Origin of the sequence: Acinetobacter soli, from assembly GCF_000760595.1 — a bacterium.
Classification (GTDB): Bacteria; Pseudomonadota; Gammaproteobacteria; order Pseudomonadales; family Moraxellaceae; genus Acinetobacter; species Acinetobacter soli.
The window spans coordinates 15,887-30,611 of sequence record NZ_BBNM01000006.1 but is presented as its reverse complement, the minus strand read 5'-3'; the positions used below and the strand labels follow the sequence as shown (position 1 = coordinate 30,611).

The window sequence follows — 14,725 nt, the reverse complement described above, 5'->3', positions numbered from 1 at the left end:
AAGCATTATTAAAAAAGGCAGTCTTTGGACTGCCTTTTTTTGCCAAAACGAGGTACAACTACTTTTTGCTTATTCGAAAAATTAGATTCGTTTTTTAATGACACCATCATCAAGTAATTGCTGAAAATGTTCACAGACACTTGCTTCTATGTTGCGATAGCGAATTCCGAGTTCTTTTTGACTTCGTGTTGCATCAAAATATATTGGATAGCCCATATTCAGTTTGATGAATTCACGAGAGTATCCAAGCAATGGCCCAATCAGCGAAAATGCTTTTTTAGGCACAGTAAAATGCGGAAATGGAAAGCGATAACCAAAACATTGCGTCAGTGCTTTACCCATTTCCAAAAGGCTTAAACTTCCGCCAGAAACAATATATCGTCCGTGTGCATCATCATTGAGTGCAGCAGCCACATGTGCATCGGCTACATCGCGTACATCGACGATACCGTTCCACATAGGCGGAACACCAAACAAGGTCACACCGTTAGCAAACTGTTGTAGTAACTCAATACTTCCAGACTGGCTAGAAGCGGTCAGAGAAGGCCCCATCACCAATGCCGGATTGATACATACCAAAGACCAACGATCTTGTTGCTCAGCCATTTCCCATGCTTTACGTTCGGCAGCAACTTTAGAATAAGAGTAAGGCTGATGGGTTTCGCTACTGGTTGTATTCCAGCAGCTTTCATCAAATGCGTTATGTGGCGTTTGTTTAATTTCGATGGCATCACCATAGGTAGCGGCAATACTTGAGGTCACCACGACGCGTTTCACCGAGGCTGTACGATTGACCGACTCAAGCACATTTTCAGTGCCTTTTACTGCTGGCTCGATAATATCTTTTACGGCATCTTTGTAATTGGTGATCACAAAGGGTGATGCGGTATGAATCACGATTTCGCAGCCCTGCATCGCTGTATCGAAAGCACCTTGATCGAGAAGATCTGCTTTAAAAAAATGAATTTGCCCAGAAGATTTTTCTGCAATGTCTACGAGATGTTGAAGTTTTTGAGTCTGGGATGGATCTCTTACTGTGGCATGAACTGTAAAGCCTTGACCTAATAGTCGCTCGATAATCCAACCAGCGACATATCCAGTCGCACCTGTGACAAGAATAGGTGTGTTTTTATTCATATTTCCGCCAGATTAATATTTTTGAAAAGATTGAATTTTATAGAATTATCTTAAAATATTTGCTGCATCATTTATAGACATTCTATCAATCAATTGTTAATTTATGTGATGATAATAATCTACACTTTAAATGTCTAAAATGAATAAAAAATTTCGATTGATCTTTCAAAAACTGATCACAGCTTTAATTATTGTTGCTTTAACCAACGGAAGCTTCGCAAACATTTATATACCTATTCCATTTTTTAAAAAGCACGACCGCTCCAAGTTTGTCAAAGCCAAAGTATTTAAAACCGAAGACTTTGACGCAACCACACTCCAATTATTAAATGAAGGTTTTGTACCTATACAATCTAAAAAGTTCGATGTACAAGATAGCGCTAAAGGTTATGAATATATCGTTTCAGATATGGAAAAACGTGCCGATATGTTAGGTGCATCAATCGTCGTATTTAGTGATCAGCCATCAGAAAATATGTATGGATATTATACTTTTTTAAATCCTGCACCACAGAATTCGCAAAACCAAAGATCAAATGATCATTTTTTTGGAAGTAATACTTCAAATGGATTAACAGAAAGTGTCCCTGTATATAATCCTCAAAAAAAATATAAGGTGAGTTACTTTTACAAATTTGACTCAATTACAGGTATTTATCCAGTTGATTTATCAGATACAGATCAATCAAAAGTAGGTTATACACAGGGTATAAAAGTAAAAGTCATTAAGAACTCGTCTCCAGCATTTAACCGGCTTGTAGAGAATGACATTATATTAAAAATAAATGATATTGAAGTTCGGGATGTTAATCATTTTGTTGATATCTCAAATTACTTAAAGAAGGGTAATATACAGCTGGAAATTTTACGAAAAGGAGAAAAAATAATGAAAGAAATTATCATTCTTTAATAAATACTATTATGAAATAAGAAGCATTGTGTTTTGTTACAAAAAGATAAACGCTCTTAGATCAAGGTCTACCATTTAAATTTTTGCTAGAAAATGATCGCAAACCACTCATTTCAATCAACAAAATAGGATAACTCGAACTGTAAATGCGTATGTTTATCATTTTAATTTTATAAAAATCAGTGAGTTAAGGTGTAAAAGCTTTGCAATTCATGTGCAGTTTGCGCATAATAACCAAAGAATATGGGAGAATTGAAATGCGTGGCAATCCAGAAGTCATAGACTATCTCAACATGTTGATCGGTGGCGAACTGGCTGCTCGTGATCAATATCTGATTCACTCCAGAATGTATGAAGACTGGGGTTTGAGTAAAATTTATGAGCGTATCGATCACGAAATGCAAGAAGAAGCTTCGCATGCCGATGCCATCATTCGTCGTGTTTTGTTCCTAGAGGGAACACCAAACATGCATCGTGATGACATTGAGGTGGGTACAGATGTCGTTACTTGTTTGAAAGCCGATTTGGCCTTGGAATATCATGTTCGCCAGAAACTTGCTGATGGCGTGAAGCTCTGTGAAGAAAAAGCTGATTATGTGACGCGTGATATGCTTCGTGCGCAAATGTCGGATACCGAAGAAGATCATACCTATTGGCTTGAAAAACAGCTTCGTTTAATTGAACTGATGGGCCTTCAAAATTATATTCAGTCTCAAATGTAAGACTCTTGAACTCAGCTCCGGCTGAGTTTTTATTTTATTTTTCTTCATAAAAACCAAAACTAAATTGCTATATCTCGCTATTCGACCATCCCTTTCTTTTTTTTTATTTTTCAGTATTTAATAGACCTCAAATTATATTATCTAACTATTTGAATTCATTTAATTCTAATTGGGGGGAGATCAATGCCTTTAATCCGTGTGATTGGTAAAGAAAATCATAAAGTCTTGCAAGAGCTTTCAGACAATTCATTAAAACTTGACCAAGCTTCTGTAGTTGTTGCCAATTTACCTTCGGATCAAATTGATGAAATCGTCAAAGACGGCACAAGCATGATTATCAAGCTTAAAGATGGTGAAATTATCATTATCGATCAGTTTTTTAACGAGCATTCAACCAATCAGAACAGCTTAGTATTACAAGATGAATCACAGAAACTCACTTGGGTGCAGTTTATTGAGGCACAAGGCAATTCTCAGCCGCAGTTGATATTTGAGCGTGTTGAATCTACTGATGCACTGATGTATCACGGCGGTGGAATGGCGATGGAGCCAGTTTGGTCTTGGGCAGTCGTTCCTTTAACCGCAGGGGGTATTGCGCTTTGGGCGCATGATCATAAAGATAAAGATCATGAAGAAAATAATAATGAGGCTGCACCAAACACAACTAATAGCAGTGAAAATACGGTCGTTGTCGTATCTGAATCTTCATCGACTCAATCAGATGATGAAACAGCAACTGACAATTCAGCACAAGATCAGAGCGAGCCATCAACTTCAAATACAGATTCAAGCAGTGATGACGTCGCTACACTAGTCAGTGAAATTTTAGATCAAAGCGATGCTTCTTCTACAACATCGACTGCCAGCATTTCATCATTAGAGATTTATACCAGCAGCACCGATCTTTATACAGATCTAATCAGTAGCAACTCTGTCATTGTATAAAGACAAGGTGGGCTTTGTACCCACCTCGCATGACTTGAAAACACAGTTATTTCGCCTGAAAGCGTTTAAGATCATTAAAGACATCATTGGCATGGGTCTGGGTATCTACGCTGGTGTAGTGATATACAATAGTACCTTTCGGATCGATCAGAAAACTTTCACGTTTGGCAATTTTTACAATGCCCAGATTACGTACAATACCAAACTTGCTCGCAAGTTCATGATTGTTATCGGCTAAAATTGGAAAATTAAGCCCTAATTTTTCCGAAAATTTTTGATGTGATTTGACATCATCTAGGCTCACGCCTAACACCACAGCATTAGACTTTAAAAATTGCGGGTATAACGCTTTAAACTGATTGGCTTCTTGCGTACAGCCCGGAGAATTATCTTTTGGATAGAAATACAACACCACCCATTTACCTTTGTAGTCATTCAAACTGTGCCATTTGCCATTTTGATCCTGTAATCTAAATGCAGGGGCAGGCTGGCCGACCCATTGTTTCTCGGCTTGATTGGATGAACTCAAAGGATTTGCGGCAATCGTAGATGTTGTGACTGTACCTGCCAGTGCCAGTGCGATTGATAAAGCGATAGTTTTCATCATGATAAACCAGAATTGTTATTTTTAATGCCTGTATTTTAGCAGTGATGAAGATCGATTGCTGTAGTGTTGATGTGATTATGCCATGGTCATCGTTTATAACTCTTTTATACTGGGTCAAATTGTTATTTTGTGCTTAGAGTTTTGAAATGGCTCAAATTTTACTCATTACAGGTTGGGGTGGTGGAACAGGGCTACTTAAGCCGCTTCAACAGCAATTACAGCAGTGCGGTCATACGGTTACATTAATGAATATCTTTGATGCATTCGATCCTGTTGTGATGCAAGATCGGGTTCAACAGGCAAAGACTGCCGATGTAATAATAGGTTGGTCATTAGGTGGCCAACTTGCCTTGCTTTTGGCTCATGCGTTACAACAAGAGACAGGAGACACGTTGCCTGTGATCACACTCGCGAGCAATCCATGTTTTGTTGCACAGCCAAACTGGGAATGTGCTATGCCACAAGAGACATTTGCAGCGTTTAAAGCTGGATTTCTGCATGATCCGGCAAGTACGCTCAAGCGATTTGGATTGCTGGTCACCAAAGGCGTTACAAGTGCAAAACAAGATTGGACTTTTATGCAAAGTTTATTACGGGCACAACCCATTTCGTTGCTTCAACAAGGATTAAAACTCCTGGAACAACTCAATCTGGTCGATACACTAAAAAGCTATTCGGGAAATCAACTTCATGTGTTTGCAAGGCAAGATGCATTAGTTCCTTGCCAAATTGTTGAAAAAATGCAGTATTTAGCTTCAGAAAAAATTAAAGTAATTACTTTTCACGATGCTGCACATAGTTTTCCATTTACGAAAGTGATTGGAACTTGCAAGGAAATTGAAAAATTTATTCAAACATCGGTCTAAGCTTTAGCCGAAATGATGGTTCTCGCAATTTATTTCTAAACCGAGCAGGTTTAACATGGTGGCGATTGAAGTATTTAAGCAATAAGGAGTCATCTGTGGTGGATCAGTTTGATTTGGAACATATCTGGCATCCGTATACCTCGATGATGAATCCATTGCCAACTTTTAAGGTTAAGCGTGCTTACGGTGTTACTATTGAGCTTGATGACGGGCGTCAATTAATAGACGGTATGTCATCTTGGTGGTGCACCATTCATGGCTATAATCATCCTGAATTGAATCGGGCAGCCAAAGACCAGCTCGATCAGATGTCACACATCATGTTTGGTGGTTTTACCCATGATCCTGCCATCAATCTGGGCAAAATCCTGTTAAAAATAACGCCGCCAAGCTTAGATAAAATCTTTTATTCCGATTCTGGGTCGGTGTCGGTAGAAGTCGCACTTAAAATGGCCGTGCAATACTGGACTGCTCAGGGGTTGTCGCAAAAAACCAATTTCATTACAACGCGCTCTGGTTATCATGGTGACACATGGAACGCGATGTCGGTGTGTGACCCCGTGACGGGTATGCATCAAATTTTTGGTAGCAGTCTTGCAAAACGTATCTTCGTGCCGGCGCCACAGACGCCTTTCGATGCAGACTGGAATCCAGAAGAAATGCACGTGGTCGAACAGATGCTTGAGGCTCATCATCAAGAGTTAGCGGCATTTATCATTGAACCGATTGTTCAAGGTGCGGGGGGAATGCGCTTTTATCATCCCGAATATTTGCGCCAGCTCAAACAGCTCTGTGATAAATATCATGTACTACTCATTTTTGATGAAATTGCGACAGGATTTGGCCGCACAGGCAAACTCTTTGCATGGGAGCATGCTCAAGTTGAGCCAGACATCATGTGTATAGGTAAAGGATTAACGGGTGGTTATATGAGTCTGGCCGCCACCTTGACCAGTAAACATGTTGCTGAGGTCATCAGTCAGGGAGAGGCTGGTGTATTTATGCATGGGCCTACATTTATGGGAAATCCACTGGCGTGTGCGGTGGCGTACAAAAGTACCCAGTTGCTGATTGAGCAAGACTGGCAGAGCAATATTCGCCGTATTGAAACACAGTTGCAGCAGCTTCACTCGCTTGCGGAGCTAGACCATGTCGCCAGTGTGCGTATTTTGGGTGCAATTGGTGTCGTAGAGCTAAAATATAATGTCAACATGCGTGAATTACAGCAGCGCTTTGTAGAGCTTGGTATCTGGATTCGGCCATTTGGTAAATTGGTGTACATAATGCCGCCGTATGTGATTACAACGCATGAGTTAGAACAGTTGCTCCAAAATATGATCAAGGTAGTGCGTGAAATGGAACAGGGAGTACATTATGGCGTTGCTTGATCATTATGCTCAGCAACTCGAGCAATTAAAGCAAAGCGGGAATCTGCGTCAGTTTAAGCCAAATCAGCAGCAAGATGCCTATATCGAGATTGCTGGGCAACGAATGCTAAATCTATCTTCAAATGATTATTTGGGTCTGGCTGCCGATCTGACCTTGCGTGAAGCATTTTTAGATTTACAGCCGTTAGCGCGCTGTTACTTTAGCTCTTCTTCCTCGCGTTTACTGACTGGAAATTTTGCTGAGTATGAGCAATTTGAACATACCTTGAGTGAGGCCTTTGGTGGCAGAGCCGCGCTTTTGTTCAACAGTGGCTATCATATGAATATTGGTATTTTGCCTGCTTTGGCCGATGCCAAGACCCTGATTTTAGCCGATAAGCTGGTACATGCCAGTATGATTGACGGTATTCGGCTTTCATCAGCCAAGTACGTTCGTTATCGTCATAATGATTTAGCTCATTTAGAAAAGCTGCTGACTCAATATCATGATGATGATCAGTTTGATCGGATTATTATTGTCACTGAAAGTATTTTTAGTATGGATGGTGATGAAACCGACCTAAAAGCGCTGGTGAGCATCAAAAAACGCTTTAGCAAAACCATGCTCTATGTAGATGAAGCCCATGCGATAGGAGTTCGGGGAGAATTAGGTTTAGGCTGTGCAGAACAATACGGCGTGATTCAAGAGATTGATTGCTTGGTCGGGACTTTTGGCAAAGCACTGGCTTCAGTGGGCGGTTATCTGATTTGTGATCCGATCTTACGAACTTATCTGATTAATACCATGCGACCACTGATTTTTAGTACCGCCTTGCCCCCAATTAGCATCGCTTGGACACATTTTGTCTGGTCGAAGATGTTACATGCACAGCAGCAACGTACACATTTGGCCGCAATCAGCGAGCATTTACAACGCGCTGTGGTTGCAAAGGGGTATAGTAGTCCATCGAGTAGCCATATTGTGCCAATTATTGTGGGCGAAAGTCAGGCTGCCGTTGATCAGTCGAAACGTGTGCAAGATTGTGGTTTTTATGCCATGCCTGTACGTCCACCTACTGTGCCGCAGCATAGCGCACGCTTACGCATTTCATTAACCTCAATGATTCAATTACACGATCTTGATCGATTGGTGAGCTGTTTGTGAAATTAGATAAAACACGCATAGCACAGCGTTTTGCCAAAGCAGGGCAAAGCTATGTCGAGCAAGCAGTCGTTCAAAAAGCGATTAGTCAGAAATTGGCTGAGCTGATGCAACAATATTGTCCAGTAGCATTGCCACATGTCTTTGAAATTGGTTGTGGCTCGGGCAATCTCACGCACCATGTATTGGCCAATTTTGCGATTAGTCGGTTGTACCTCAACGATTTGTATGCCGATGTACAACAGCATTTTCTCGATGAACAGCCGATCACATGGTGCATAGGCGACATCGAACATATCGATTTACCTACTGCACTCGACGCAGTGATTTCTAGTTCAGCAGTGCAATGGGTGCATGATTTGCCCCAACTGCTACAGCGCTGTCATGATGCCTTACAACCCGGCGCTTGGCTGTGCCTATCAAGTTTTGCTCCATTAAATTTCACCCAAATTAAGCAATTAACCGGGCAAGGTTTAAGCTATTGGTCGCGTCAAGATTGGCAAACGCAGTTACAGCATGCTGGCTTTGAGTGTGTCTATCTGGAAGATCAACTGCTTGAGATGTATTTTGATACCCCCAAGGCAGTGCTCAAGCACCTGAAACTGACCGGCGTGACAGGAACAACTCAAGGTAATCAGCCGCACTGGACCAAAGGCACCTTACAAAAGTTTTATCAGGATTATCAGCAATTTCAAAATAATGAAGGTCTATATCCTTTGACCTATCATCCGCTTTACTGCTTGGCACGGAGAACAACATGACAGCATCGGTTTATTTTGTCAGCGGTATCGATACCGAAATTGGTAAAACCTTTGCCACGGGTTATCTGGCAAAAAAATGGAGCAGCGAAGGCCAGCGTGTGATCACGCAAAAGCTCATTCAAACAGGCAATCAAGAACTGTCTGAAGATATTCAAAAGCATCGTGAAATTATGCAAACCGGCTTGTTGCCTGAAGATCTTGAAAAGCTGACCATGCCCGAGATTTTTAGCTATCCGGCATCGCCACATCTGGCGACAAAAATCGATGGTCGTGAGATCGATTTTGATAAAATCGAACACGCTACAGCAACGTTGATGCAACGCTTTGATACGGTCTTGCTTGAAGGTGCAGGCGGTTTGATGGTGCCGTTAACCGATCAGTTGCTCACCATTGATTATATTGTGAAGAGAAAATTTCCAGTTATTTTAGTGAGTTCTGGGCGCTTGGGGAGTATCAACCATACCTTACTGAGTCTTGAAGCGCTCAAGCAACACGGACTCACACTCTATGCGTTGGCGTACAACCTAAACGATGAATCCAAAGATCCGTTGATTTCACAAGATACGGCAGTTTATTTAAAACATTATTTGCAGCAACATTTCCCAGAGGCGCTGTGGATTGATATTCCAAAGTTTTAATTTGTATCTTATAGCTTATATTTTAAAACGTAAAAATATCTACAGAACAGACGACATATAAAAAGTGATTTGCGCTGTATATTTAGCCATTCTGTTTGATTGATTTATAAAAAAAGCCAATGTAGCGTTCTACATTGGCTTTTAACGTTTATTGCACAACCTAGCAACTAAGACTTACATCTTTTTAAAGCCTTTTTGATAGTTCGGTGCTGGACGACGAGTATTTTTCATGCCGCCTTCACGTGTGTTTTCAGTTTCGCTGGTGTCACGCTTTTGCTGGCGTAAATAGCCGCCACGACGCGCTGCCATCGGCTTTTCGGCCATACGTTCAGTACGACGTTTTGCCATACCGTATAAGCCAGTGCCTTGACGTGGTTTGAGTTCAACCAGTTTGGTTAAGCTATCGATATCGCCTTTGTCGAGTTCCATCCAGCGGCCAGTACGCAATTCACGCGGTAAAATAACTGAACCGTAGCGGGTACGAAGCAGGCGGCTGACTTTAAGCCCTTGAGATTCGAACAAACGACGAACTTCGCGGTTACGGCCTTCTTTAACCACCACCTGATACCAACGGTTGATTCCGTCACCACCGAGCTCAGAAAAAGATTCAAACTTCGCTGGACCATCATCAAGTACGACACCATTGAGTAAGGTCTGACGAATTTGAGGGGTCACTTCACCCATGACGCGTACGGCATATTCGCGTTCAATTTCATTAGAGGGGTGCATCAAGCGGTTGGCCAGTTCACCATCGTTTGTAAACAATAATAACCCAGTACTGTTGATGTCGAGACGTCCCACCATCACCCAGCGATCATTGGCGATTTGTGGCAAATGATCAAACACGGTTGGACGCTGTTCTGGATCGTTACGAGAACAGATTTCACCTTCTGGTTTGTAATAGATCAGTACGCGACGACGAATTTCGTCTTCGATCTGAAATTGTACCTTACGACCATCAATCCTTAATTCATCGCCTGGTTCAATCCGTTCACCAACTTGAGCAATTTGGCCATTCACACTGACGCGACCCGCGGCAATGACCTCTTCCATATATCTGCGAGAACCTAAACCAATTCGCGCTAATACTTTTTGCAATTTTTCACTCATGACAGCATAACCTTAGAAATAATTGTCAACAGTTCACCGATTTATGATTTGGGTGCATGTACATCCAAACCCATAAACGCGTCCTTGGCATCCTGCAGGGGAGGCAATTGACCCAGTGAGACTAGGCCAAACGCATTCAAAAATTGAGGCGTTGTAATTAACAACGCAGGTCTTCCGGGCAAGTCTCTAAAACCAGATTCCTTGATCCAGTTCCATTCAAACAGCAGCCTTAAAATCTGACTGTTATTTGAGACGCCCCGTATTTGTTCAATATCCGCACGTGTCACAGGCTGGTGATACGCAATCACCGCAATCGTTTCAAGAAGGGAGGGAGACAACTTTGTTGGACGTTCAGGCCAAACTTGCGCAATTATATTACGATATTTTGAGCGAACCTGAAACCTAAAACCCTGAGCAGTCTCTATTAATTCAATAGAACGACCATGCTGCAACACGGCAAGTTGTTGTAGAAAATGCCGAAGCTGTTGCTTACTGTATTGATTGTTAAATGCTTCTTTTAAACGTGCCAGTGAAACAGGCGCGTCACTTGCAAACAAAATGGCTTCCATTTGCAACAAGACTTCATGATGAATATCTTCAAAAGACAGTGCAGCACTTTGGTCTATGGTCATATCTGAGCTCCTTGAATTGCGAGCGGTGCCTCTACACCAGAAGCGATGATTTTAATTTTTTGCTGGCGCGTCAGTTCTAAAATGGCCATAAACGTGACCACCATGCCCATGCGCCCCTGTTGTGGCTTTAACAGTGAGACAAAGTTTAAAATCTCACCCGATTGAACCTGTGCTTCAATATATGCAATACGCTCTTCAAGTAAAACAGGTTCTTGCGCAACGGTATGCGTCACTGGTTCGGGACGATTAAAAATACAAAACAATGCATCGTGAAGGCTTTGTACATCATAGCCTTCATATATCGGCGCAATCACACCTAATCCGACATTCGGATGAAAGGTATCACGCTCCAAAACAGGAAACTGTCCAAGACGTTCGGCAGCTTTTTTGACGCGCAAATAGGTTTCTAAACGATCAATCAGCGCTTGTTTAGGGTCTTTTTCAATAGAGAGCGTCGTTGGTTTTGGAAGCAAAAGGCGCGATTTTAAATCTGCAAGTAATGCCGCCATCACCATATAGTCGGCAGTCAGTTCGATATCCAGCGATTTCATGGCGTCCATGTAAGCCAAATATTGCGTGGCAATTGGGGCAATATCAACCTGCAATAAATCGAAACCGTTTTTTTGAATCAGGTAAATTAAAAAGTCGAGTGGGCCCTCGAAATGTTCGAGTAATATTTCAAATGCAGCAGGCGGAATATAAAGATCTTCAGGAATAGACGCTTGCCATTCATCCAATACACGAATATTGGGAAGGTGATCTTCTGAAGAAGGTAAAGCTTGATTCATTACAATATTAGGCCACGCGAATTTTCAAAGGCATGAAAGTGTTTCGTAAGTAACGTATAATCGCTACTTAAAAAGGAGAAGTAAATAAAATATGCGCCATTCTAATCTAAATTTGGTATCGAATACATTGCCTAAAAGAATAAAATCCAAAATTAAATCGATGAAGAGGCACATTGTTGATGCCATCTTTGTGAATTGGTGACATGATTTAACTGCTTACACTACTTATTTAGCATGTTGGTCTTAAGTTTTTTGATCCTCAATGCAAAAACATATTCATATAAAACACATTTCAAGGACTAAAGATGAAATCGAATCAATTTGGTCAGCCCGTGGGTGATGCGGTAGCGCTCGCTGTCCCGATTCAATTTAAAGCCCATACACTTACGGGAAACTATGTCGATTTGCTGCCCATTGAAAAAGATACATTTACTTTAGATTATGCCAAGCAGCTCTGGACATGCGTGAATTCAGAGCCTGATGCAAGGTGTTGGACGTATTTGCCTTATGAAGCACCACAAAGTGAGGCTGAACTTGAGCAAAATCTGAGGTCTAAGTTTGGCTTTGAACCTTCTCATCATTATTGGATTGTCGTAGAGGGCAAGGCGGTTGGTTGGGTTGCACTGCTTAATTTACGCGCTCAGCATGCAGCAGTCGAGATTGGTAATGTTTACTTTTCGCACCGATTAAAACAAACACCCGCTGCTACTGAAGCGATCTTCTTATTGTTGAGAGATTGCTTTCAACAAGGTATGCGTCGCGTGGAATGGAAGTGTGATGACCTTAACCAACCTTCAAAAAATGCAGCACTTAGATTCGGATTTACGTATGAGGGGTTGTTCCGGCAAGATCGGGTGACTAAAGGGCGTAATCGTGATACCGCTTGGTTTTCAATGATTGATATTGAGTGGCCAAAGCGTCAAAACACCTATTTGCAATGGCTTGATCCGCTGAACTTCGACAAATTGGGCAAACAAAAAAGACGTTTGGAAGAATGTGCGAGTCAGGAGATTTAAGACTGATCAGCATGTCAGTGCTTATTCAAAAGCACTGACATCGCCGGCACCTCGGCGTACAACTTCCGGATTTTCTCCCGACAAATCTACAATACTGGTGGTAGTGAGCGTACCGAAACCACCATCAATGAAGACATCGACACGCTTAGCGAGCTGGTTTTCAATATCATAAGGGTCATCGAGTGGATCGTCTTGCCCCGGCAATATCAGGGTACTGGTCAAGATCGGTTCGCCCAGTTCTTGAAGTAAGGCCTGACAGATTGGATTGGTTGGAATACGTAAGCCAATGGTTTTTTTCTTGGGGTGCATCAAGCGTTTAGGGACTTCGCTGGTTGCAGGTAAAATAAAAGTCGTGATCGAGGGTGTGTTGGTCTTAAGTAGACGATACATCGCGTTATCCACTTTGGCATAGGTGGCAATATCGGATAAATCACAACACATAATGGCATATTGATGTTTTGGGCCTAAGCCACGGATTTGAGCAATTCGCTCCATTGCCGATTTATTTCCAATTTGACAACCAATCGAGTACGCTGCATCAGTCGGGTAGACCACCACATCGCCTGCTCGGATACGCTCCACTGCTTGATGAATTAAGCGTGCTTGCGGATTGTCTGGATGTATATGCAAATGCAACATATCTGGATACTCCTTGATTCTGTTATTGTTTTAAAGTCAGTGTTTACATTTAAGCATATGTGCTACGTCGAATGCGTGACCACAAGTAGAGATTATGTAATCTAATCCAGTGCGTTGCGTAAAAATTCATGTGCGCCAAGAAGCTCACCGTCTCGAGTGGTCATACAAATACATTGAATAAAATGCAATGCATCGGCAGGAATTTTGGTCTCGCCTGAAAAAAACTTTTGCACCTGAAGAAAGACATTGTCTTTAAATCGCGAGCCGTCACCACCATCGCCAGTTAAGTTATCTAGAGATACTCTAAATTTACGCCCAAACGCTTGCGCAAATAACCATTCAATGGCTTGCGGTTTGATTTCGACCTGTTCAAAAAGCGCTTGCTGCTCGGCTGTACGGCCATCAGGAGCATACCAATAGCCCAAATCTGGCAATAAGCGTCTTTTGGCGCCGGCAATCGTCCAGTGACTGATTTCATGCAAGGCACTATTAAAGAAGCCATGCGCAAACTGAATACGCGCAGGCGTATGATTTGATGCAGGAAAATACTCAGGTTCTGCTTCACCTTTCACTAAAGTCACATTTTGATGGGAAAACCAGTGATTAAAGTGTAAAATAAGCCAGTCCACCTGATCCTGCTCAGTTTGTAAATTTCTCCATGGTGAGAGTTGCACTGTGTCTATCGACAAGGCAGAATCACACGTGAGATGGGTGCGAACAAGTGATGAAGTTGTTACTTCAGGTTGCGGCTGCAACAGGTGCATTGCTTAATTTACCCCGAGTTCTGTCAGATTTGGTACAAAATTGTATCTTAATCTTTGACAGAGTACTGATGAATTTGTAGAATTGCCGCCTTAATTATGTCAGCAAATACCTTTCCGGCACAGATTGAGCCGTATAAATGGGCTGAACAAGGCTTTACATGGTCAGGAACACTGCCATTGTCTCGCTTTGCTCGTATTGCTCGTGAAGCTGTTGGATCAATTAATGATCAATTGATCTATATAGACTGTAAACTATCAATGGATGCGTATTATCGCGTTGTATGGTTTGATGGTCATGTTGAAACAAAAGTTCCGCTAGAATGTCAGCGTTGTCTGGAGCCAGTGGAAATTCCTCTTGTTTCAGATTTCCATCTTGCCTTGATCGATGATGAGTCACTGATAGAGCGCTTGGATGAGGATGCTGATTTCATCGTTTTAGGTGAAAGTGAATCGTCAACAAAGGGTGATTTTACCACTCCTGCGACTGTTGATTTACTCTCATTACTAGAAGATGAACTGTTACTGTTGATGCCTTTGTCTCCCAAGCATGATGCTTGTGAACATAAACATCAGCCTACCGTTCAGGACATTGTTGAAGAAAAACGTGATAATCCGTTTGATGTTTTAGCAAGTTTGAAAGGTAAACTTAACTCATAAGTGT

General features: G+C 41.8%; 17 protein-coding genes. 10 read left to right on the top strand and 7 right to left on the bottom strand.

The window, feature by feature from the left end; all coding sequences use genetic code 11:
• Positions 1–81: 81 nt before the first annotated feature.
• The gene (locus Aso01_RS08645; RefSeq protein ID WP_004935329.1) at positions 82–1,137 is read right to left on the bottom strand and encodes an SDR family oxidoreductase; all 1,056 of its coding nucleotides are present in this window, start codon (positions 1,135–1,137) and stop codon (positions 82–84) included.
• Between the two features lie 139 nt (positions 1,138–1,276).
• Between Aso01_RS08645 and Aso01_RS08640 the strand changes: the two genes are divergently transcribed.
• The 3 genes from Aso01_RS08640 to Aso01_RS08625 all read left to right on the top strand — a co-directional run bounded on the left by Aso01_RS08640 (position 1,277) and on the right by Aso01_RS08625 (position 3,714).
• Positions 1,277–2,047, top strand: a complete 771-nt coding sequence (locus tag Aso01_RS08640) for a PDZ domain-containing protein (protein WP_228127970.1) — start codon at positions 1,277–1,279, stop codon at positions 2,045–2,047.
• A 257-nt stretch (positions 2,048–2,304) separates the two neighbouring features.
• A complete protein-coding gene (ftn, locus tag Aso01_RS08630) occupies positions 2,305–2,769 on the top strand; it encodes a heteropolymeric bacterioferritin subunit Ftn (RefSeq protein ID WP_004935333.1) in 465 nt (154 codons plus the stop codon).
• 183 nt (positions 2,770–2,952) lie between these two features.
• On the top strand, positions 2,953–3,714 hold the full coding sequence (locus Aso01_RS08625) for a BapA/Bap/LapF family prefix-like domain-containing protein (RefSeq protein ID WP_004935337.1): 762 nt from the start codon (positions 2,953–2,955) through the stop codon (positions 3,712–3,714).
• A gap of 46 nt (positions 3,715–3,760) precedes the next feature.
• Here the strand turns inward: Aso01_RS08625 and Aso01_RS08620 are convergent, their stop codons facing one another.
• Positions 3,761–4,321, bottom strand: a complete 561-nt coding sequence (locus tag Aso01_RS08620) for a peroxiredoxin (protein WP_004935340.1) — start codon at positions 4,319–4,321, stop codon at positions 3,761–3,763.
• Between the two features lie 146 nt (positions 4,322–4,467).
• Between Aso01_RS08620 and Aso01_RS08615 the strand changes: the two genes are divergently transcribed.
• The 5 genes from Aso01_RS08615 to bioD all read left to right on the top strand — a co-directional run bounded on the left by Aso01_RS08615 (position 4,468) and on the right by bioD (position 9,115).
• Positions 4,468–5,187, top strand: coding sequence for an alpha/beta fold hydrolase (locus tag Aso01_RS08615; protein WP_004935343.1), 720 nt, complete (start codon positions 4,468–4,470; stop codon positions 5,185–5,187).
• Between the two features lie 95 nt (positions 5,188–5,282).
• A complete protein-coding gene (gene bioA, locus Aso01_RS08610) occupies positions 5,283–6,575 on the top strand; it encodes an adenosylmethionine--8-amino-7-oxononanoate transaminase (protein ID WP_004935346.1) in 1,293 nt (430 codons plus the stop codon).
• Positions 6,562–7,719, top strand: coding sequence for an 8-amino-7-oxononanoate synthase (locus Aso01_RS08605; protein WP_004935349.1), 1,158 nt, complete (start codon positions 6,562–6,564; stop codon positions 7,717–7,719). The genes bioA and Aso01_RS08605 overlap by 14 nt, the downstream gene beginning before the upstream one ends.
• Complete coding sequence (gene bioC / locus Aso01_RS08600; protein WP_228127988.1) at positions 7,710–8,477, top strand: malonyl-ACP O-methyltransferase BioC; 768 nt, start codon at positions 7,710–7,712, stop codon at positions 8,475–8,477. The genes Aso01_RS08605 and bioC overlap by 10 nt, the downstream gene beginning before the upstream one ends.
• On the top strand, positions 8,474–9,115 hold the full coding sequence (bioD, locus tag Aso01_RS08595; protein ID WP_004935354.1) for a dethiobiotin synthase: 642 nt from the start codon (positions 8,474–8,476) through the stop codon (positions 9,113–9,115). The genes bioC and bioD overlap by 4 nt, the downstream gene beginning before the upstream one ends.
• Before the next feature lie 174 nt (positions 9,116–9,289).
• Here the strand turns inward: bioD and rluB are convergent, their stop codons facing one another.
• From rluB to Aso01_RS08580, 3 genes are read right to left on the bottom strand one after another with little or no spacing between them, the layout of a single operon-like run.
• Positions 9,290–10,225: a 23S rRNA pseudouridine(2605) synthase RluB gene (gene rluB, locus Aso01_RS08590; protein WP_004935357.1), complete on the bottom strand. Its 936-nt coding sequence runs from the start codon at positions 10,223–10,225 to the stop codon at positions 9,290–9,292.
• Positions 10,226–10,266: 41 nt separating this feature from the next.
• Entirely contained in the window at positions 10,267–10,857 is a 591-nt protein-coding gene (scpB, locus tag Aso01_RS08585; RefSeq protein WP_004935361.1) for an SMC-Scp complex subunit ScpB, read from the bottom strand.
• Complete coding sequence (locus Aso01_RS08580) at positions 10,854–11,645, bottom strand: segregation and condensation protein A (protein WP_004935364.1); 792 nt, start codon at positions 11,643–11,645, stop codon at positions 10,854–10,856. The genes scpB and Aso01_RS08580 overlap by 4 nt, the downstream gene beginning before the upstream one ends.
• Positions 11,646–11,950: 305 nt before the next feature.
• Between Aso01_RS08580 and Aso01_RS08575 the strand changes: the two genes are divergently transcribed.
• On the top strand, positions 11,951–12,661 hold the full coding sequence (locus tag Aso01_RS08575) for a GNAT family N-acetyltransferase (RefSeq protein WP_004935367.1): 711 nt from the start codon (positions 11,951–11,953) through the stop codon (positions 12,659–12,661).
• A 21-nt stretch (positions 12,662–12,682) separates the two neighbouring features.
• Here the strand turns inward: Aso01_RS08575 and Aso01_RS08570 are convergent, their stop codons facing one another.
• On the bottom strand, positions 12,683–13,300 hold the full coding sequence (locus tag Aso01_RS08570; protein WP_004935370.1) for an L-threonylcarbamoyladenylate synthase: 618 nt from the start codon (positions 13,298–13,300) through the stop codon (positions 12,683–12,685).
• Positions 13,301–13,401: 101 nt separating this feature from the next.
• Complete coding sequence (locus Aso01_RS08565) at positions 13,402–14,064, bottom strand: elongation factor P hydroxylase (protein ID WP_004935372.1); 663 nt, start codon at positions 14,062–14,064, stop codon at positions 13,402–13,404.
• Positions 14,065–14,160: 96 nt separating this feature from the next.
• On the opposite strand from Aso01_RS08565, the gene Aso01_RS08560 reads away from it, so the two are divergent.
• Positions 14,161–14,721, top strand: a complete 561-nt coding sequence (locus Aso01_RS08560) for a YceD family protein (protein ID WP_004935375.1) — start codon at positions 14,161–14,163, stop codon at positions 14,719–14,721.
• Positions 14,722–14,725: the final 4 nt, after the last annotated feature.